Consider the following 19653-nt stretch of genomic DNA (forward strand, 5'->3'; position numbering starts at 1 on the left):
AACAGGTCCAGGACAAGTCTCTACCTAAGTCAAAATGGGCCAACGAACGCTGATCCCCGCAGCGCGCGATTATCTAGCAGGCCGCGTTACAACGCATCAGGGGTAACAAAGTATTTATCGCGAAAAACCCCTGTTTTCAGTCGAAAAGGGCTTAAAAACATGTTTCAAGCGCTTTCAGGTCTGTAACAGGAAGGTTACCGGGCCATCATTGACCAGGTGCACCTGCATATCCGCGCCGAATCTACCTGATGCCACAGTGCCATGCACCTGTTTCGCTTTGCCTAATAGATAGTCGAAAAGTTCTTCGCCCAGCGCCGGAGGAGCGGCCGTTGAAAAACCCGGGCGCAACCCGCTTCGGGTGTCGGCAGCCAGGGTGAACTGAGAGACCAGTAGCAGCCCGCCTGCGACATCCACCAAGGACAGATTCATCTTGCCCTCGGCGTCACTGAACACACGATAGTTAAGCAGCTTATGCAGAAGTTTGTCGGCACTCGCCCGAGTATCCTCGGGCTCGACCGCCACCAGTACCAGCAAACCCTGATCGACGGCGCCCACCACCTCCCCCGCTACCTCGACTCGCGCGCCAGTCACGCGTTGCAACAGGCCTTTCATGCTTCTTCAGGGGACAGGTCGAGCAGACGCCGGGCCATCTGATCGGCGGCGCGCACCAGTGCATCGGTGATGCCCGGTTCGGACGCGGCATGGCCAGCGTCGCGAATGACCTGCAATTCACTGTTCGGCCAGTTCTGATGCAATTCCCAGGCGTTATCCAGCGGGCAGATTACGTCGTAGCGCCCGTGCACGATCACGCCAGGCAGATGGGCGATCTTGCCCATGTCGCGGATCAGTTGGTTGGGCTCGAGGAAGGCGTTGTTGGTGAAGTAATGGCATTCGATGCGGGCGATGGACAGCGCACGCTGCGGCTCGGAAAAACGGTCGACCACCAGCGGGTTCGGACGCAGGGTCGCGGTCCGGCCTTCCCAGGTGGACCACGCCTTGGCGGCGTGCATCTGGGCGATCTGATCGTTGCCGGTGAGGCGTTTGTGGAAAGCAGTCAGCAAGTCGTCGCGCTCGTCCAGCGGGATCGGCGCGACGTAATCCTGCCAGTAATCGGGGAACAGACGACTGGCGCCGGCCTGGTAGAACCACTCGATTTCCTGCGGACGGCAGAGAAAAATCCCACGAACAATCAGACCGTGCACGCGCTCCGGATGGGTTTGCGCGTAGGCCAGCGCCAGGGTCGAACCCCACGAGCCGCCAAACAGGACCCATTTGTCGATGCCCAGGTGCTGGCGAATTCGCTCGAGGTCGGCGACCAGATCCCAGGTGGTGTTGTTTTCCAGGCTGGCGTGGGGGGTGGAGCGACCGCAACCGCGCTGGTCGAAGGTGACGATGCGGTACAGGTTCGGATCAAAAAAGCAGCGACTTTGTGCATCACACCCGGCGCCGGGGCCGCCGTGGATGAACACCACCGGCAAACCTTGCGGTGAACCGCTTTCGTCGACATACAGGGTGTGGGTTTCATCGACGGCCAGATCATGCCGGGCGTAGGGTTTGATCTGCGGGTACAAAGTCTGCATTGCGCGCTCCGTAAGGGGTCGAGGTCATCCCTGGGGGGACTTCTATTATTCTGCCGTTGGGCATCATAAACCCGAATTACGTCATGAGCACGATCCCTGTGGGAGCGAGCCTGCTCGCGAAGAGCGTCAACGATAACGCGCTGCGTCAGACACCCCGCGGCGCTCCCGAATTCTTCGCGAGCAGGCTCGCTCCCACAGGGTTTTTCGCTAGGTTTTAGCGCTTGTAGTGCTTTTCGCCCCAGGCCAGCAACCCTTGCAGCAGTTCCTTGAGCACCACTTGAGTCGGCGCCGCCAGGTCCGGGCGATAGCGGAACGGTTCGAACTCTTCCATGTACGTGCATTGGCCCAGTTCCAGCTGCACGGCGTGAATATTGTCGGCCGGGTTACCGTAGTGCCGGGTGATGTGACCGCCCTTGAAACGACCGTTCAGCACATGGCTGTAATTGTCGTGGCGCGCGCAGATGGCCTCCAGCTGAGTGGCCAACTGCGGATCGCAACTGGCGCCGTTGAAAGTCCCGAGGTTGAAGTCCGGCAGTTTGCCGTCGAACAGGTGCGGGATAATCGAACGGATCGAGTGCGCATCGAACAGCAGCGCGTAGCCGAATTCGGCTCTAAGCCGTGCCAGCTCGTTCTGCAAGGTGCTGTGATACGGCGTCCAGACCTGCTCCAGATACGACGCGCGCTCGGCCGCCGAAGGCTCCATACCCTCGCGAAACAGCGGAATTCCATCGAACAATGTTGCCGGGAACAGCCCGGTGGTGGCGCCGGCATATAAAGGCTTGTCGTCCGATGGACGATTCAGGTCGATGACGAACCGCGAGTATTCGGCGGCCAACGTACTGGCGCCCAGCTCGGCGGCGAACTCATAGAGCTGCGGGATGTGCCAGTCGGTGTCCGGCAGGCTTTTCGCGTCGCCGATCAATCCGGCTTCGACCGCCGGGGTCAGGCGCAGGCCGGCGTGGGGCATGCTGATCAGCAGCGGCACGCGGCCTTGTTTGAAGTTCAGAACCTTATCCACAACTGTTCTCCTAAACGCTCGTTTCGACGCCGTGACGCACGACGCGTTTTTCCAGATCACCGCCCAGCCAGTACGACAGGTCGGCGGGACGATCGATTTGCCAGGCGACAAAATCCGCGACCTTGCCGGCTTCCAGCGAACCGTGAGTCTCGGCCATGCCCAACGCCGTGGCGGCATGAATCGTCGCACCGGCCAGGGCCTCTTCCGGGGTCATGCGGAAACAGGTGCAGGCCATGTTCAGCATCAAGCGCAACGACAGCCCCGGCGAAGTGCCCGGGTTGAGGTCGCTGGCAATGGCGATTTTCACAGCGTGCTTGCGCAACGCGTCCATCGGCGGCAACTGAGTCTCGCGCAGAAAGTAGAACGCGCCGGGCAGCAACACGGCGACAGTGCCCGACTCGGCCATGGCGATGGCGTCTTCCTCGGTCATGAACTCGAGGTGATCGGCGGACAATGCGTGGTAACGCGCCGCCAGACTCGAACCGTGCAGCGACGACAGTTGCTCGGCGTGCAGCTTCACCGGCAGACCCAGTTCCTGAGCGGTGAGGAACACCCGCTCGACCTGCGCTGGCGAAAACGCCAGGTATTCGCAAAATGCGTCGACCGCATCGACCAGACCTTCGGCGGCCAGGGCCGGGAGCATTTCTGCGCAGATGTGATCGATGTAGGCGTCGGCCTGATCTGCGTACTCCGGCGGCAAAGCATGGGCCGCCAGGCAGGTGCTGCGCACGCTGACCGGCAGTTCGGCACCAAGACGACGGATCACCCGCAGGATTTTGCGTTCGCTGCTCAGGTCGAGGCCGTAACCGGATTTCATCTCGACCGTGGTGACGCCGTCGCGCATCAGACTCTTCAGACGCTTGGCGGCGCTGGTGAACAGTTCGTCTTCGGTCGCAGCGCGGGTCGCGCGCACGGTGCTGGCAATGCCGCCACCGGCCGCGGCAATTTCCGCGTAGCTGACGCCTTGCAGGCGCTGTTCGAATTCACCGCTGCGGTTACCGCCGAACACCGTGTGGGTGTGGCAGTCGATCAGGCCCGGAGTGACCCAGGCCCCGTTCAAATCGTTGACGGCCGGGTATTCACCCGCAGGCAGTTCAGCGCGAGGACCGATCCACTCAATGTGCGCACCGGACGTCACGATGGCCGCGTCTTCGATGATCGAGTAGACGCCCTGCGCCATGGTTGCGACGTGGCAGTGTTGCCAGAGGGTTTTCATCCCTTAGTCTCCACAGTATTCAAAAAATCGCGAGCAGGCTCGCTCCCACAGGGGTACGCATTCCCCTGTAGGAGCTGCCGAGTGCAACGAGGCTGCGATCCTTTGAAAAGCGAAATCAAAAGATCGCAGCCTGCGGCAGCTCCTACAGGTGGGCCGTCACAGGCTAGGCAAAATGCTCGCCGTGATCAGCTCGTTCAAGCAGCGCGTCGCCAACAATTCGCTGGCTGCATTGATGTCCGGCGCGAAGAAACGGTCCTTCTCATAGAACGGCACTTCTTTACGCAAAATCGCCCGGGCTTTTTCCAGCTTCGCCGAGGTCTTCAGGCCGTCGCGCAAGTCCAGCCCTTGGCACGCCGCCAGCCATTCCACGGCCAACACACCGCGGGTGTTCTCAGCCATTTCCCACAACCGCTTGCCGGCCGCCGGCGCCATGGACACGTGGTCTTCCTGGTTGGCCGAAGTCGGCAGGCTGTCCACCGAATGCGGATGAGACAACGCCTTGTTTTCACTGGCCAGGGCCGCCGCAGTCACTTGAGCGATCATGAAACCGGAATTCACGCCGCCATTGGCCACCAAGAATGGGGGCAGTTGCGACATGTGCTTGTCCATCATCAGCGAGATACGACGTTCGCTCAGCGAGCCGATTTCAGCGATGGCCAACGCCATGTTGTCGGCGGCCATGGCCACGGGTTCGGCGTGGAAGTTACCGCCGGAAATCACGTCGCCTTCAGCGGCAAACACCAGCGGGTTGTCCGAGACGGCGTTGGCTTCGATGGCGAGCACTTCGGCGGCCTGACGGAACTGGGTCAGGCAGGCGCCCATGACTTGCGGCTGGCAGCGCAGGGAATACGGGTCCTGAACCTTGTCGCAGTTCTGGTGCGAGTCGGAGACTTCACTGCGCTCGCCGAGCAAATCGCGGTAAGCGGCCGCGGCGTCGATCTGGCCTTTCTGGCCACGTGCGGCGTGGATGCGCGCATCGAACGGCGAGCGCGAACCGAGTACCGCTTCGACCGTCAGGGCACCCAGCGACAAGGCGCCGGCAAACAAATCTTCACCTTCAAACAAACCGCGCAATGCGTAAGCCGTGGACACCTGCGTACCGTTGAGCAATGCCAGGCCCTCTTTCGCCGCCAGTGTCAGCGGGGTCAGACCGGCAACTTTCAGCGCCTCGGTCGCTTCCAGCCATTCGCCTTTGTAGCGCGCCTTGCCTTCACCCAGCAGCACCAGCGACATGTGCGCCAATGGCGCCAGGTCACCGGAAGCACCGACCGAGCCTTTCAATGGAATGTGCGGGTACACCTCGGCGTTGATCAGGGCGATCAGCGCGTCGATGACCACGCGACGGATGCCGGAGAAACCACGGCTCAGGCTGTTGACCTTGAGCACCATGACCAGACGCACCAGCGCGTCGCTGATCGGCTCGCCGACACCGGCGGCGTGGGACAACACCAGTGAGCGTTGCAGGTTTTCCAGGTCTTCGCTGGCAATGCGCGTCGAGGCCAGCAGGCCGAAACCGGTGTTGATGCCATAGGCGGTGCGGTTCTCGGCGAGGATCTGTTCCACGCAGGCCACGCTGGCTTCGATCTGCGCCGAGGCGCTGTTGTCGAGGGTAATTTTTACCGGCTGCTGGTAGATATCACGCAGTTGGGCAAGGCTCAGTTGGCCGGGAATCAGGTTTAGCGCAGTCACTTTTATTCTCCTTTTGAGAGTTTGTCATGAGCTCACCAGACGCTCCGGAGATGTCCGTTGTCCGTCGCGTCTCGCCTTTTGGGGAGCCGCGCCTTGGCACGCTGGTGCAGTGGAAATCAGTTCAGATTCGGTAAAGCCTTGTGCAGCAAAACAGGATCTTTCAACACCCCGGCAGCGGCGGCGATATCCGGTGCCAGCCAACGATCCTGGTCGTAGGCCGGAACCCGCTCACGCAGCAGACGCCACGCAGTATCGGTGCCGGCGCCGAAGCGCTGTTCTTTGAGGAATTCAAAGCCCTGAGCCGCCAACAGGTACTCGATGGCGAGGATTTGCGTGCAGTTTTCCAACGCGCGATGCAGCTTCAGCGCAGCGTTGGTGCCCATGCTCAGGTGGTCTTCCTGCAGGCCCGAGGTCACGTAGTTGTCGAGCACCGCCGGTTGCGCCAATTGGCGGTTTTCCGCGCACAGCGAAGCGGCGACGTATTGCACGATCATCATCCCGGAATTCACCCCCGGATTAGCCACCAGAAAAGCCGGCAGACCGCTGACGTGCGGGTTGATCAAACGGTCGAGGCGACGCTCGGCGATGGAGCCGATTTCGGCCATGGCAATCGCCAGCAGATCGGCCGCCAGCGCGACCGATTGGCCGTGCGGGTTGGCCTGGGACATGACGCGGAAGTTATCCGGCGTGCCCAACAACAGCGGATTGTCGGTGCAACCGTTGAGTTCGGTTTCGATCTGTTGAATCGCATGGGCCAGTTGATCCCGAGCGGCGCCGTGGACTTGCGGGATCGAACGGATGCTCAACGCATCCTGCGTGCGAATGCCCTTGCTCGACGCAATCACTTCACTGCCGTCGAGCAGCGCCCGCAAATTGATGCCGACCTGCTGCATGCCGGGGTGCGGCTTGAGGGCAATGATTTCGGCATCGAACGCTGCAATCTGCCCGCGCTGAGCTTCGAAGCTCATGGCGCCGATCACGTCAGCCCATTGCACCAAACGCGTCGCATCGGCAATCGCCAGGCAGCTGAGGCCGCTCATGCACGGCGTACCGTTGACCAGGCACAAGCCGTCTTTGGCGCCGAGCTGAACCGGTTGCAGACCTTCTTCGGCCAGGGCCTGTTGCGCAGAAATGACCTGCCCGCGATAGCTGACATTGCCGACGCCCAGCAGCGCGATGCCGATATGCGCCATGTGGGTCAGGTAACCGACCGAACCCTGGGACGGTACTTGCGGGGTGATGCCGCGATTGAGCAACGCCAGCAGGGCTTCGACGACCTGGCGATGAATGCCGGACTTGCCATGGCTGTAATTGCGGATCGCTGCGCACATGATCGCGCGGGTCTGCTCGTCGGCCAGTGGAGCGCCAACGCCACAGGCGTGACTGAGCAAGGTGTTGCGCGACAGTTGACTGAGCTGTTCACCTTGCAGGGAGACGTTGCACAACGCACCCAGACCGGTGTTGACGCCGTAGGCGCGCTCGCCGCTGGTGACGATGCGCTGGACGATGGCCTGCGCATTGTCGATGCGCGCCCAGCTCTCGGGCGACAGCTCGAGTTGTGCGCCGTGACGGGCTACCGCGACCACATCCTGCCAACGCAATCGATCGCCTGTGATAACGATTTTTTCAGCCTGGGACATCTTTGACCTCAACCAAATATTGATGCAGCTTCACCGGCCTCATCGCGGGCAAGCCCGCTCCCACAGGGATTGTTGTGGTGCACAAATTTTATTCACACAACAGAACACTGTGGGAGCGGGCTTGCCCGCGATGGGGCCCGCCAAAACACCGCAAATCTCTTTAAACCACCGCAGCCCGCCGCTGCACGAAGCGGTCGACGTACTCATCCGCCGGCGAATGCAGGATCTCTCGCGGCGTGCCGACCTGAATCAGCCGCCCATCCTTGAGGATGGCAATGCGGTTACCGATGCGCACGGCCTCGTCGAGGTCATGGGTGATGAACACGATGGTTTTGTGCAGGGTCTTTTGCAGTTCCAGCAACTGGTCCTGCATCTCCGCGCGGATCAGCGGGTCAAGCGCACTGAACGCTTCGTCCATCAGGATAATGTCAGTGTCCGCCGCCAATGCACGCGCCAGGCCGACACGCTGACGCATGCCGCCCGAGAGCTGGTGCGGGTATTTGTTTTCGTAGCCCTTGAGGCCCACGGTGTTGATCCAGTGCAGCGCCCGCTCGGAGCACATCTGCTTGCTCTCGCCGCGCACTTTCAGGCCGTAAGCGACGTTATCCAACACGGTCTTGTGCGGCAGCAGGCCGAAGCTCTGGAACACCATGCTGATCTTGTGCCGGCGAAATTCGCGCAGGGCTTCCATGTCGTATTGCAAGATGTCCACGCCGTCCACCAGGATCGCACCGCTGGTGGGGTCGATCAGGCGATTGAAGTGGCGCACCAGGGTGGATTTTCCGGAACCCGACAGGCCCATGATCACAAAAATCTCGCCGGTGCCGATGCTCAGCGACAGGTCGTTCACGCCGACCACACAGCCGGTTTCGGCCAGCACCTGATCCTTGGTTTTGCCCTGGCCAATCATGCCCAGCGCTTCCTTCGAGCGGTTGCCGAAAATCTTGAAGACGTTTTTGACTTCGATTTTGCTGATGGCTTCGTTGCTCATTTGCTCACCTCATGCCGTGGCCGACCATACGCCTGAGTAATGCGGTCGATGACCACTGCCAGAATCACGATCGCCAGACCGGCTTCAAGTCCGCGTCCGACGTTGAGGGTCTGAATCCCCACCAACACATCTTCGCCAAGGCCACGGGCGCCGATCATCGAGGCGATCACCACCATCGACAGCGCCATCATGGTGGTCTGGTTGATTCCGGCCATGATGCTCGGCAGGGCCAGCGGCAGTTGCACGCCAAACAGTTGCTGCCAGCGGTTGGCACCGAAGGCGTTGATCGCTTCCATCACTTCGCCGTCAACCTGACGGATGCCCAGGTCGGTCAGACGAATCAGCGGTGGCGCGGCGTAGATCACGGTGGCGAAGATCGCCGGAACCTTGCCTAGGCCAAACAGCATCAGCACCGGGATCAGGTACACGAAACTCGGCATGGTCTGCATGATGTCCAGCAACGGCATCAATACCGAACGCAGGCGATTGCTGCGAGCCGAAAGAATGCCCAGCGGAATGCCGATCAGCACCGAAATCACCGTCGCGACCATCATCAGCGCCAGCGTCTGCATGAGCTTGTCCCAGAGGCCGACAGCGCCCACCAGGAACAGCAAACCGACGATCACCGCAGTGGTCACCACTTTGCGGGTCGCGTGCCAGGCCACACCCGCGACGATTGCCAGCATCAGCCACCAGGGCGCCGCACGCAGCAGCCCTTCAAGATTGACGATGGCCCACAACAGGGTGTCGGAGATGTGCCGGAACACGTCGCCGTAGTTGGTGACCAGCGAATCGACCCAACCGTTGACCCAGTCGGCGATGGAAAAGGTAAAGCTTTCGGGAAACATAAGAGACTCTCAATCAAGGGGTTGCGATCAAGCCTGCGACTGCCGCTGATGGCAGTCGGAGAAGCTCAACCTACAAAGCCGCGTCGATCTTTTTGGCTGCGTCTTCGCTCACCCACGCGTGCCAGACTTCAGGATGTTCCTTCAAGAAGATCTTCGCCAGTTTTGGCGACTCGATCCGCTCTTTGGTCATGCGTGCAAGGTTCTGGTTCAGCAGGTCGATGGGCAGGTTGACCTTTTCCAGCACGGCCACCAGTTCCGGGGCTTCGTCGTGGAAAGTCTTGGACAGGCCGACCTTGATGGTCACGCTCTTGTCCACGCCGGGTTTTTCTTCGAGTTTGACCAGGTCAACCTGACCCATCAGCGGCGTAGGCGACCAGTAGTAGAACAGGATCGGCTCGCCACGCTTGTAGCTCGACAACACCGCCGCATCCAGCGCCGGGCCGGTGCCTGGGCGGAAGTTGGTGTACGTGCTTTCGAGGCCGTAGCTCTTGAGCATTTCGCTGTTGTCCAGCTCACAGGTCCAACCGGCCGGGCAGTTGTAGAAACGGCCCTTGGCTGGCTCTTCCTGATCCTTGAACACGGCGGAGTACTTGGCCAGGTCGGCAATGGTTTTCAGGTCCGGCGCCTTCGGTTCGAGCTTGCGCTTCGCGTCGCCTTCAATCACGTAGCGCGGCACGTACCAGCCTTCGATTGCGCCCACGACCGGGGCGCCGACACCGACGACTTTGCCGGCCTTTTCGGCCTTGTTCCAGACTTCGCTGCGGCCAACCCACTCCTCGGCAAACACTTGAATGTCGTTGCTGCTCAGGGCGTTTTCCATGGTGATGGAGTTGCCAGGCAGGCTGTCGGTCTTGCAGTCGTAGCCTTTCTCCAACACGACTTGCATCACGTCGGTCAGCAACATGCCGCTTTCCCAGTTCAGGCCGGCGAATTTCACCGGTTTGCCCGACTCGCACCAGCCGGCTGCCTGAGTGACGCCGGCGCTGGCGAGCAGGCCCATGGAAAGCAATGTGGTCAGCAGGGTCTTGTTCGATTTCATTGTGTGACGCTCCTAATCATGAATGGGCTTACGGCAGTCAAGAGGCATCCAGCCCTGTCCTCGTCCAGTCAGGCCTGCGCCGCAGCGCGACCGGCCCCGCTAGTTTTTGGTGGTGCAACGCTGTCCTGCTCGACGGGCAGGATCAGTTGATCGGGAACGGACCCGTGCCACTTTTTCGCACACAGGTAATACAGGGCTGCGGGCAACACCAGACCGATGATCCAGGAAATATCCACGCCACCCATGGCCTCCACCAGCGGACCGGTATAGAACTTGGTGGAAATGAACGGCAGTTGCACCAGCACACCAAAGACATAAACGCTGATACCCAAGGCGTTCCAACGGCCGTAGCGACCGTTCGGATCGGCCAGCGCCGGCACGTCATAACGCTCGCGGGTAATGCAGTAGTAGTCCACCAGGTTGATCGCGCTCCAAGGCGTGAAGAACGCCAGCAAGAACAGGATGAAGGACTTGAACGCACCGAGGAACGAGTGCTGGCCGAGCAACGCGATCAGGGTTGCAGCACCGACGATGGCTAGCACGAAGATCAGACGCTGCAAGCGCGTGACCTGCAGGTGGCCACGAAAACCACTGATGATGGTGGCGATGCACATGAAGCTGCCGTAGGAGTTCAGCGTGGAGATGGTGACCTTGCCGAACGCGATGCTGAAGTACAGCAGCGCAGCGGTGGCACCGGTACCGCCCAAACCAACGATATAAGCCACTTCGTGGCCAGCGAATTGCCCATTGGCCGAGGCCGCGGCAAACACACCGAGGATCATCGCCACCTGTGCGCCAATGACCGAACCGGCGCCAGCGGCGAAGAAGGTTTTCACCGAGGAAGTCTTGCTCGGCAGGTAACGTGAATAGTCAGCCACGTAAGGGCCGAAGGCGATCTGCCAGGATGCCGCGAGCGACACCGCGAGCAGGAAGCTGCTCCAGCTGAAGTGGCGGATTTGCAGGAGCGCGCCAACGTCCGTCTGGCTCATCAGACGATAGAACAGGTACACAAAGGCAATCACTCCAATGACGCTGGCGACTCGGCCAATGAAATGGATCACCCGATATCCGAGCACCGTGACCAGCACGATGACACTGGCGAAAATGAGGATACCGACGCTGTCGCTGACGCCAAACAACTGGCCCAGTGCCTGGCCGGACAGTACGGTTCCGGTTGCGGTGAAACCGAGGTACATCAAACACACCAGCACGATCGGGATGGCCGCGCCATACACGCCGAACTGTACCCGGCTGGAGATCATCTGCGGCAGGCCGAGTTTGGGCCCTTGCGCCGCGTGCAGCGCCATCACGCCACCGCCGACCAGTTGCCCGATGAGCAAACCGATCAACGACCAGAACACATCACCGCCCAGCACCACGGCCAGGGCCCCGGTGACAATCGCGGTGATTTGCAGGTTTGCACCCATCCACAGGGTGAACTGGCTCAACAGACGACCGTGTCTTTCCGCCTCCGGGATGTAGTCGATCGAACGTGTCTCGATCAACGGTTTACTGCCTGCACGATCGTTGTTAACAGCCATGATTCAACCTCTATGGATTGTTGGTCGGTGTTTTTTTGATCTGTGTAGGAGCTATGTAGGAGCTGTCGAGTGAAACGAGGCTGCGATCTTTTAATTAGATCAAGATCAAAAGATCGCAGCCTGCGGCAGCTCCTACGGGGTTCGGCGTTATTTGCCGGTAATCATCGGCAGGTTCAGCCCTTGTTCCTTGGCGCAGTCGATTGCGATCTGATAACCCGCATCGGCATGACGCATGACACCGGTCGCCGGGTCGTTGTGCAGTACGCGAGCAATGCGTTCGGCCGCTTCGTCAGTACCGTCGCAGACAATCACCATGCCCGAGTGCTGGGAGAAGCCCATGCCAACGCCGCCGCCGTGGTGCAGGGAAACCCAGGTCGCGCCGCTCGCGGTATTGAGCAGAGCGTTGAGCAGTGGCCAGTCGGACACGGCGTCGGAACCGTCCTGCATCGATTCGGTTTCGCGGTTCGGGCTGGCGACCGAACCGGAGTCCAGGTGGTCGCGACCGATCACGATGGGCGCGGACAATTCACCGCTGCGCACCATCTCGTTGAACGCCAGACCGAGCTTGGCGCGCAGGCCCAGGCCAACCCAGCAGATACGCGCTGGCAGACCCTGGAAGCTGATGCGCTCGCGCGCCATGTCCAGCCAGTTGTGCAGGTGGGCGTCGTCCGGGATCAGTTCTTTGACTTTGGCGTCAGTCTTGTAGATGTCTTCGGCATTGCCCGACAGTGCAGCCCAGCGGAACGGGCCGATGCCACGGCAGAACAGCGGACGGATGTAAGCGGGTACGAAGCCTGGGAAGTCGAATGCGTTTTCCACGCCTTCTTCTTGTGCCATCTGACGGATGTTGTTGCCGTAATCGAAGGTTGGAATGCCCATTTTCTGGAATTCGAGCATTGCTTTCACGTGCACGGCCATCGATTGCTTGGCGGCTTTGACCACGGCGGCAGGTTCGGTCTTGGCGCGAGCGCGGTACTCGTCCCAGGTCCAGCCGGCCGGCAGGTAACCGTTGAGCGGGTCGTGGGCGCTGGTCTGGTCGGTGACCATGTCCGGGCGCACGCCGCGCTTGACCAGTTCCGGGAGGATCTCCGCCGCGTTACCCAGCAGGGCGATGGAAATCGCCTTGCCTTCCTTGGTGTATTTTTCGATACGGGCCAGGGCGTCATCGAGGTCGGTGGCTTGCTCGTCGACGTAACGGCTGTTCAGGCGGAAATCGATGCTGACCTGCTGGCATTCGATGTTCAGCGAGCACGCGCCGGCCAGGGTGGCGGCCAGCGGTTGAGCGCCGCCCATGCCACCGAGGCCTGCGGTCAGGACCCAACGACCTTTCAAGTCATCGTTGTAATGTTGGCGACCGGCTTCGACGAAGGTTTCGTAGGTGCCTTGAACGATGCCCTGGCTGCCGATGTAGATCCAGCTGCCGGCGGTCATCTGGCCGTACATGGCCAGGCCTTTCGCGTCGAGTTCGTTGAAGTGCTCCCAGCTCGCCCAGTGTGGCACCAGGTTGGAGTTGGCGATCAGCACGCGCGGAGCGTTGGTATGAGTCTTGAACACGCCGACCGGCTTGCCGGATTGCACCAGCAGGGTCTCGTCGTCGTTCAGGTTGGTCAGGCTTTCGACGATCTTGTCGTAGCATTCCCAGTTACGCGCCGCACGACCGATACCACCGTAAACCACCAGTTCTTTAGGGTTCTCGGCGACTTCCGGGTCGAGGTTGTTCATCAGCATGCGCAGTGGAGCTTCAGTCAGCCAACTTTTGGCGGTCAGCGTGTTACCGCGCGATGCGCGGATTTCAACATCACGGCGCTTTGTAAAAGAGGCGGTAGCAGGTTTATTGTCAGTCACGAAAAAGACTCCTCAGCGATCAATCCAAACCGAATCAGTGGACGCTGCGGGGAGCCTCGATCGACTCATACGCATACGTCTTTACTTGTACATACAAGCATATGCAATCAGGCGGCCAACTTCTTGGAGGGGTGTTCAAGAAAAATTCTGTGGCGCTGGAAAGCCCTGTAGATCAAGGGTTCTGCGGCAGATGAAATTTTTCGTCGGGATTCTGCGAGGGTAAAAGGCTTGTTACTTGAGCGTGGTTTTGCGCCACGCTGGGGCGTTCGGTAACAAGTTGGTGCGCATTCGGGAACGCTAGAAACTAAAAGATCGCAGCCTTCGGCAGCTCCTACGTCGGGGACGGTGTACATCCTGTAGGAGCTGCCGAAGGCTGCGATCTTTGAAGGGTTTTGAATCAGTGTGCAGTGAGCTCAATCACACAGCATGGGCCGTTACTGGAGACTTCCAGCAAGCTGTTGTTACCGACGAGTTGCAGGCAGTCATGGCGACCGAGTTGCTGGGCGCCGTTACCGACCTTCACCTCAAGCGCTTCAGCGATGCTGAACACCAAAACGGTCCCGGCCTCACTGAAAAACCGCTGCTCTCCCTCCAGCCACTGCAACCGTGCGCTGTAACGCTGCGGCGCATAAATCAGGTTGAAGTCGCGAATCGGCCCGCCAAGCAACGTGCAGGAAACCTGGCTCTCGCCGCTGAAGGCAAATGGATCGAGGGGTAACAACGCTCGAGTGTGCTGACCGTCAACGCACAATGTCATGCCGTCGCCTTGCAGCACGGTGATGATCCGCTGGTAACCGGCGAAGGTGGAAAACCCGCCCGACTCGCCGATATCGGCAATCGACAGGCGCCAGCCGAAACCGTCGAGGCCCGCGCCTGCATCTCGGGTGATTTCTTCAGTGCTGCCACCGCCGTTTTTCCACGGCATGCGCGGATAATCGACCGCGCGTAGAACCTTCACGCTACTCATTTATGGCTCTCTATTTATGGAACCGGCCTTCCAGACGATGACGGGAACCCGGATGGATCAATCGGGCGGCCGTCACTGGCTGACGGCCCGACCAGGTGCGGCGGCGAATCAGCAGGCACGGCTCACCTTTTTCAATCTGCAACAATTTGCACTCGCTGGCCTCGGCCAGAATCGCCTCGACCACGTGCTCGCCTTCGGTCAGCGGCGCGACCTGGTTGAGATAGGCGTAAGGCGTTTGCAGGGTGAAGTCCTGCTTGAGGTAATCCGGAGCCACCAGTGCGTTAACGAAACGGTCTTCGATTTGCACCGGAATGTCATTTTCGAAATGCACGATCAGCGAGTGGAACACCCTCTGACCTTCACGCATGTCCAGCGCCAGTGCGCGTTCGGAACCGGCAGCCTCTTCTTCGAGGGTGATCACCTTGCAGGTATGGCGATGGCCGCGGGAGGCGATTTCGTCGGCGATGTTGTGCACTTCAAACAACGCCGACTGGCTCTTCGGCTCGGCGACGAACGTGCCCACCCCTTGCATGCGCACCAACAGACCGTCGGCGGTCATCTCGCGGAGCGCGCGGTTGATGGTCATGCGGCTGAAACCGAGCTGGCTGACCAGCTCGCTTTCCGACGGAACGCGGTAGTGCGGGGGCCAGTTTCCGCTGTCGATTTGCTGGGTGATCATCTGTTTGACGCGCGCGTACAAAGGCGCCGGACTGTCGCCCAGATTGGCGCTCAGATTGGCATTTGGCGGCAATGTGGCAGGCGGAGTCGGCACGGTTAATCCTTGATCATCTGTAAGAGGTTGCTAGCTTGCCGGAGTTTACCGAGCAGGCAAACGTCTGTATATGTATATACAAATAACACACGATGGGGTGCTGAACCATGTCCGCCTTCTTTGCCGAACGCGCGCTGCTGCCTAGTGGATGGGCCAACAATGTACGACTTGAGGTCAGCGCCGACGGCGTTTTGACCCATATCCAGGCCGATTCCCACGCAGATGGCGCCGAACGGATAAGCGGCCCGGTACTGCCGGGAATGCCGAATTTGCACTCCCATGCGTTCCAGCGGGCAATGGCCGGGCTGGCGGAAGTGGCAGGAAATCCGAACGACAGTTTCTGGACCTGGCGCGATTTGATGTATCGCCTCGTCGGAAAAATCAGCCCGGACCAACTCGGCGTGATCGCCCGTCAGCTGTACATCGAAATGCTCAAGGCCGGCTACACCTCGGTTGCGGAATTTCATTACGTACACCACGACACCAACGGCCAACCCTATGCCGACCCGGCTGAGCTGGCCTTGCGCATCAGTCAGGCAGCCAGTTCAGCCGGTATCGGTCTTACCCTGCTGCCGGTGCTCTACAGCCATTCCGGTTTTGGCGGCCAGGCACCGAACGACGGCCAGCGGCGCTTTATCAACAGCACTGAAAACTACCTGACACTTCAGGCGCGTTTGCAGCCGATCCTGGCGCAGCAACCTGCGCAGTCACTGGGCCTGTGTTTCCACTCGTTGCGCGCGGTCACCCCGCAGCAAATCAGCGAAGTGCTGGCGGCGAGCGACAAGCAGTGCCCGGTGCACATTCACATTGCCGAGCAGCAGAAGGAAGTCGACGACTGTCTGAGCTGGAGCGGCCGACGTCCGCTGCAATGGCTGTACGAAAACACCGAGGTCGACCAGCGCTGGTGCCTGGTCCACGCGACCCACGCCAACCCGGAAGAGGTCACGCTGATGGCCACGAGTCGCGCCATCGCCGGTTTGTGCCTGACCACCGAAGCGAACCTCGGCGACGGGATTTTCCCGGCGGTGGATTTCCTCGCTCAGGGCGGGCGCATGGGCATCGGTTCCGACAGTCATGTCTCGTTGAGCGTGGTGGAAGAACTGCGCTGGCTGGAATACGGCCAGCGTCTGCGTGATCAGCGGCGTAACCGGCTGTACGGCGCGGAACAGCCGATGGTCGGCCGTACGCTGTACGACGCGGCACTCGATGGCGGCGCGCAGGCGTTGGGCCAGCCGATCGGTGCGCTGGAGGTGGGTAAGCGTGCGGATTGGCTGGTGCTGGACGGTAACGATCCGTACCTGGCGACGGCCATCGGTGACGGGATACTCAATCGCTGGTTGTTTGCCGGCGGCGATCGCCAGGTGCGCGATGTGCTGGTCAATGGCCAATGGGTCGTGCGCAATGGACGGCATGCCGGCGAAGAGGAAAGCAATCGCGCGTTCACCCAGGTCCTGCGCGAACTTCTCGGCTAAAAGCAAAAGATCGCAGCCTTCGGCAGCTCCTACAGGGATCGAGTGATTCTGTAGGAGCTGCCGAAGGCTGCGATCTCTTTTTCAACCGCGCCGCTAGTTCGAGGTCTTGGCCATCTGCGTATCCGACGCACGCCAGATCAGCCGCGTAGTGTCGTAACCCTGCTGACGCGCCTTGCTCAGCAATTCTTCACGCACGACACCATTGACCGACGGCGTGCGCGACAGCAGCCACAAATACTTGCGACTAGGGTCACCGACGATGGCGGTCTTGTAGTCGTCGCTGACGTACAACACCCAGTATTCGCCTTTCGCCACACCCGGCAGCAATCGCGAGAACCAGTTATCGAACTCGACCCACAACTTGTCGGTCTTGCCCGGCACCTGCGGATAAGCCGTGCCCTTGGCCTCTTCCCACTGCCAATCCGCCGTCAGGCAGCGGTTCAGCACCAACACGTTGCCGTCCGGCTTGAGTGTGTAATGGGCTTCGGATTGCGCGCAGTTGCGCTGGAAATACATCGGCAGACGGGCCAACTCGTACCAGGTCCCTTGGTACTTCTTCAAATTGACGCTGTCGGCGGTTTTAGGCGCCAACGGATCTTCGCCAGAAGTGGCGCAGCCGGCCAATACCAGGCCGGCGAAAAGGAGGATCAAAAACCGCTTCATTGTTTTTCTCCCGCGGGCGCATCGCCCCGGTTTACTTCAGGCCTTGGCCTGAAAACATCAACACTTTGTCACCGGCGTACTGCACGCTGATAAAGCTGTTCTTGTCACCCCAGGTGCAACTGGACATGCCCAGCGCGCCCGAGCAGTCGGTGGGTTTGCCGAGCAAGGTTTCAACCTCGGCCTTGGCCATGCCGGCCGACAGTTTGGAGTAATTTTCCTGATTGACCTTGCCGCACGCGGCCAACAGCACGCAAAACGAAAGCAGGGCGATGGAACGCAGCGACATGGTGAAACTCCTGGAGCAAAGGGGATTGGCCTGTCTGCCAAACAGAAGCTTAGAAGAGAAAACCCCTGTCTGGTTCCCCGACAGGCCGGCTATTTGTCACGCCGCTCGTCTGCCTTATTTTTAATATCAGGAACTTTCATCCGCTTTTGAGCGTTTCATCGGTTTTGGCAAAAACCGCCTAATCTTTGACGCTGACCTGTCGACATAGACAGGAGCGAGTCGCTCCTACACCAGCCCTTCCGCGGTAGTTCATTTAATGACCAGAAACATGAAGTTCAGCCACAAAATCCTGTTGGCTGCTGCCCTCGTGGTGGCCGTCGCGTTTGCCTGTTTCATCCTGTTCAACGACTACCGCCAGCGCCAGACGCTGCGCAGCAGTACCGAATCGTCGATGCAGGAACTCGGCAGCCTGACCACCAGTAACATTCAGACTTGGCTGGAAAGCCGCATCCAATTGCTGCAATCGCTGTCTCAGCAAATCGCCGTGGACGGCAGCGCCCAAACCAGCCTCAAGCGCGCCATCGATTTGCCGGCCTACACCAGCAACTTTCAGCTGAGTTACTTCGGCGGCACCGACGGTGTGATGTTTTCGGTGCCGGCCGGCAATCGCGCCGCCGATTACGACCCTCGCGCTCGTGGCTGGTACAAGGCGGCCAACAGCGCGCAACAAACCGTCGTCACTGAACCGTACATTGCCGCCTCCTCCGGCAAACTGGTGATCACCGTTGCCACACCGGTTCAGCGCGAGGGGCAGATGATCGGCGTCGCCGGTGCCGACATTGACCTGTCCAGCGTCAGCGCAATCATCAACTCGCTGAACTTCGGCGGTCACGGTCACGCGTTCATCGTCAGTGCCGGCGGCAAGATCCTGATTCATCCGGACAGCCAACTGGTCCTCAAGAACCTGGCAGATGCCTACCCGAGCGGCGCCCCGCAGATCAGCCCGGGCATGAAAGAAGTCGAGATTGATGGCAAACGCCAGTTCATCTCCTTTACCCGCGTCAACGGCGTGCCCTCCGCGGATTGGTACGTGGCCCTGGTGCTGGACCAGGAAACGGCGTTCGCGATGCTCAGCGAATTCCGCACCTCGGCGTTCATTGCCATGGTTATCGCCGTGGTGATCATCATCGCGCTGCTGGGCATGTTGATCAGCTTCCTGATGCAGCCGCTACTGACCATGGGCCGCGCCATGCACGACATCGCCGAAGGTGAAGGCGACCTGACCAAACGCCTGACCATTCACGGCCAGGACGAGTTCGGTGCGCTGGGCACTTCGTTCAATCGCTTTGTGGAGCGCATTCACACGTCGATCCGCGAAGTGTCCTCCGCCACCGGCCAAGTCAATGAAGTCGCGTTGCGTGTGGTTGCCGCGTCGAATTCGTCGATGTTCAACTCCGACCAGCAAGCCTCGCGCACCAGCAGCGTGGCCGCCGCGATCAACGAGCTGGGCGCCGCCGCCCAGGAAATTGCGCAAAACGCGGCTCTCGCCTCGCAACATTCGAGCGACGCCCGCGCCCTCGCCGAAGACGGTCAGCAGGTGGTGGATAAAACCATCGCGGCGATGCAGCAGCTCTCGGCGAAGATCAGCGATTCATGCGGCAACATCGAAACACTCAACAGCAACACGGTGAATATCGGGCAGATTCTCGAAGTCATCACCAGTATTTCGCAGCAGACCAACCTGCTGGCGTTGAACGCCGCCATCGAAGCGGCCCGCGCCGGTGAAGCCGGACGCGGTTTTGCCGTGGTCGCCGACGAAGTCCGCAACCTGGCCCACCGCACGCAGGATTCGGCGCAGCAAGTGCAAAAGATGATCGAAGAACTGCAAGTCGGTGCGCGCGAAGCGGTCAGCACCATGACTGACAGTCAGCGCCAGAGCGAAAGCAGCGTCGGCATTGCCAACCAGGCGGGCGAACGTCTGGGCAGCGTGACCCAGCGGATCGGCGAGATCGACGGGATGAACCAGTCGGTGGCGACGGCTACCGAAGAACAGACCGCCGTGGTGGAGTCGATCAACGTCGACATCACCGAGATCAACACGCTGAATCAGGAAGGGGTGGAGAACTTGCAGGCGACATTGCGTGCG

General features: G+C 60.3%; 17 protein-coding genes and 1 pseudogene. 3 read left to right on the plus strand and 15 right to left on the minus strand.

Features of this window, described 5'->3' with window-relative positions; genetic code table 11:
- Positions 1 to 174: 174 nt before the first annotated feature.
- From dtd to hutC, 13 genes are all read right to left on the minus strand, one after another.
- On the minus strand, positions 175 to 612 hold the full coding sequence (gene dtd, locus F8N62_RS27370) for a D-aminoacyl-tRNA deacylase (RefSeq protein WP_150713596.1): 438 nt from the start codon (positions 610 to 612) through the stop codon (positions 175 to 177).
- Positions 609 to 1580: a prolyl aminopeptidase gene (gene pip / locus F8N62_RS27375; protein ID WP_150713597.1), complete on the minus strand. Its 972-nt coding sequence runs from the start codon at positions 1578 to 1580 to the stop codon at positions 609 to 611. The genes dtd and pip overlap by 4 nt, the downstream gene beginning before the upstream one ends.
- A gap of 214 nt (positions 1581 to 1794) precedes the next feature.
- On the minus strand, positions 1795 to 2598 hold the full coding sequence (gene hutG / locus F8N62_RS27380; RefSeq protein ID WP_150713598.1) for an N-formylglutamate deformylase: 804 nt from the start codon (positions 2596 to 2598) through the stop codon (positions 1795 to 1797).
- A 10-nt stretch (positions 2599 to 2608) separates the two neighbouring features.
- Complete coding sequence (gene hutI, locus F8N62_RS27385; protein ID WP_150713599.1) at positions 2609 to 3814, minus strand: imidazolonepropionase; 1206 nt, start codon at positions 3812 to 3814, stop codon at positions 2609 to 2611.
- 156 nt (positions 3815 to 3970) lie between these two features.
- A complete protein-coding gene (gene hutH / locus F8N62_RS27390; RefSeq protein ID WP_150713600.1) occupies positions 3971 to 5503 on the minus strand; it encodes a histidine ammonia-lyase in 1533 nt (510 codons plus the stop codon).
- 116 nt (positions 5504 to 5619) lie between these two features.
- On the minus strand, positions 5620 to 7143 hold the full coding sequence (gene hutH, locus F8N62_RS27395) for a histidine ammonia-lyase (RefSeq protein WP_150713601.1): 1524 nt from the start codon (positions 7141 to 7143) through the stop codon (positions 5620 to 5622).
- 160 nt (positions 7144 to 7303) lie between these two features.
- On the minus strand, positions 7304 to 8134 hold the full coding sequence (locus F8N62_RS27400; protein ID WP_150713602.1) for a quaternary amine ABC transporter ATP-binding protein: 831 nt from the start codon (positions 8132 to 8134) through the stop codon (positions 7304 to 7306).
- Positions 8131 to 8982: an ABC transporter permease gene (locus F8N62_RS27405; RefSeq protein WP_010464518.1), complete on the minus strand. Its 852-nt coding sequence runs from the start codon at positions 8980 to 8982 to the stop codon at positions 8131 to 8133. The genes F8N62_RS27400 and F8N62_RS27405 overlap by 4 nt, the downstream gene beginning before the upstream one ends.
- 70 nt (positions 8983 to 9052) lie before the next feature.
- On the minus strand, positions 9053 to 10021 hold the full coding sequence (locus F8N62_RS27410) for an ABC transporter substrate-binding protein (RefSeq protein ID WP_150713603.1): 969 nt from the start codon (positions 10019 to 10021) through the stop codon (positions 9053 to 9055).
- Between the two features lie 68 nt (positions 10022 to 10089).
- Entirely contained in the window at positions 10090 to 11562 is a 1473-nt protein-coding gene (locus F8N62_RS27415; RefSeq protein WP_150713604.1) for a purine-cytosine permease family protein, read from the minus strand.
- 147 nt (positions 11563 to 11709) lie between these two features.
- The gene (gene hutU / locus F8N62_RS27420; RefSeq protein WP_150713605.1) at positions 11710 to 13407 is read right to left on the minus strand and encodes a urocanate hydratase; all 1698 of its coding nucleotides are present in this window, start codon (positions 13405 to 13407) and stop codon (positions 11710 to 11712) included.
- Between the two features lie 397 nt (positions 13408 to 13804).
- Positions 13805 to 14374 (minus strand): HutD family protein, encoded by a 570-nt coding sequence (locus F8N62_RS27425; RefSeq protein ID WP_150713606.1) that lies wholly within the window; start codon positions 14372 to 14374, stop codon positions 13805 to 13807.
- Positions 14375 to 14384: 10 nt separating this feature from the next.
- The gene (gene hutC / locus F8N62_RS27430; RefSeq protein WP_263597239.1) at positions 14385 to 15053 is read right to left on the minus strand and encodes a histidine utilization repressor; all 669 of its coding nucleotides are present in this window, start codon (positions 15051 to 15053) and stop codon (positions 14385 to 14387) included.
- 200 nt (positions 15054 to 15253) lie between these two features.
- Between hutC and F8N62_RS27435 the strand changes: the two genes are divergently transcribed.
- Positions 15254 to 16618: a formimidoylglutamate deiminase gene (locus tag F8N62_RS27435; RefSeq protein WP_150713608.1), complete on the plus strand. Its 1365-nt coding sequence runs from the start codon at positions 15254 to 15256 to the stop codon at positions 16616 to 16618.
- Positions 16619 to 16711: 93 nt separating this feature from the next.
- On the opposite strand, the gene F8N62_RS27440 is transcribed toward F8N62_RS27435, so the two are convergent.
- Complete coding sequence (locus F8N62_RS27440; RefSeq protein WP_150713609.1) at positions 16712 to 17281, minus strand: lipocalin family protein; 570 nt, start codon at positions 17279 to 17281, stop codon at positions 16712 to 16714.
- A 31-nt stretch (positions 17282 to 17312) separates the two neighbouring features.
- Positions 17313 to 17567: an outer membrane protein assembly factor BamE gene (locus F8N62_RS27445; RefSeq protein WP_150713610.1), complete on the minus strand. Its 255-nt coding sequence runs from the start codon at positions 17565 to 17567 to the stop codon at positions 17313 to 17315.
- Between the two features lie 268 nt (positions 17568 to 17835).
- Between F8N62_RS27445 and F8N62_RS32400 the strand changes: the two are divergent.
- A pseudogene (locus F8N62_RS32400) lies at positions 17836 to 18858 on the plus strand (cache domain-containing protein); the annotation flags it as partial.
- Between the two features lie 93 nt (positions 18859 to 18951).
- A partial coding sequence (locus F8N62_RS32405; protein WP_412071992.1) for a methyl-accepting chemotaxis protein occupies positions 18952 to 19653 on the plus strand: 702 nt, incomplete at its 3' end.

Origin of the sequence: Pseudomonas fluorescens, assembly GCF_902497785.1 — a bacterium.
Taxonomy (GTDB): Bacteria; Pseudomonadota; Gammaproteobacteria; order Pseudomonadales; family Pseudomonadaceae; genus Aquipseudomonas; species Aquipseudomonas fluorescens_BO.

Excerpts from the sequence above, each read along its gene's own strand:
- dtd (WP_150713596.1), bottom strand. The coding sequence starts at position 612 with ATGAAAGGCCTGTTGCAACGCGTGACTGGCGCGCGAGTCGAGGTAGCG.
- pip (WP_150713597.1), bottom strand. The coding sequence starts at position 1,580 with ATGCAGACTTTGTACCCGCAGATCAAACCCTACGCCCGGCATGATCTG.
- hutI (WP_150713599.1), bottom strand. The coding sequence starts at position 3,814 with ATGAAAACCCTCTGGCAACACTGCCACGTCGCAACCATGGCGCAGGGC.
- hutH (WP_150713601.1), bottom strand. The coding sequence starts at position 7,143 with ATGTCCCAGGCTGAAAAAATCGTTATCACAGGCGATCGATTGCGTTGG.
- F8N62_RS27400 (WP_150713602.1), bottom strand. The coding sequence starts at position 8,134 with ATGAGCAACGAAGCCATCAGCAAAATCGAAGTCAAAAACGTCTTCAAG.
- F8N62_RS27405 (WP_010464518.1), bottom strand. The coding sequence starts at position 8,982 with ATGTTTCCCGAAAGCTTTACCTTTTCCATCGCCGACTGGGTCAACGGT.
- F8N62_RS27410 (WP_150713603.1), bottom strand. The coding sequence starts at position 10,021 with ATGAAATCGAACAAGACCCTGCTGACCACATTGCTTTCCATGGGCCTG.
- F8N62_RS27415 (WP_150713604.1), bottom strand. The coding sequence starts at position 11,562 with ATGGCTGTTAACAACGATCGTGCAGGCAGTAAACCGTTGATCGAGACA.
- F8N62_RS27425 (WP_150713606.1), bottom strand. The coding sequence starts at position 14,374 with ATGAGTAGCGTGAAGGTTCTACGCGCGGTCGATTATCCGCGCATGCCG.
- hutC (WP_263597239.1), bottom strand. The coding sequence starts at position 15,053 with ATGATCACCCAGCAAATCGACAGCGGAAACTGGCCCCCGCACTACCGC.
- F8N62_RS27435 (WP_150713608.1), top strand. The coding sequence starts at position 15,254 with ATGTCCGCCTTCTTTGCCGAACGCGCGCTGCTGCCTAGTGGATGGGCC.
- F8N62_RS27440 (WP_150713609.1), bottom strand. The coding sequence starts at position 17,281 with ATGAAGCGGTTTTTGATCCTCCTTTTCGCCGGCCTGGTATTGGCCGGC.
- F8N62_RS27445 (WP_150713610.1), bottom strand. The coding sequence starts at position 17,567 with ATGTCGCTGCGTTCCATCGCCCTGCTTTCGTTTTGCGTGCTGTTGGCC.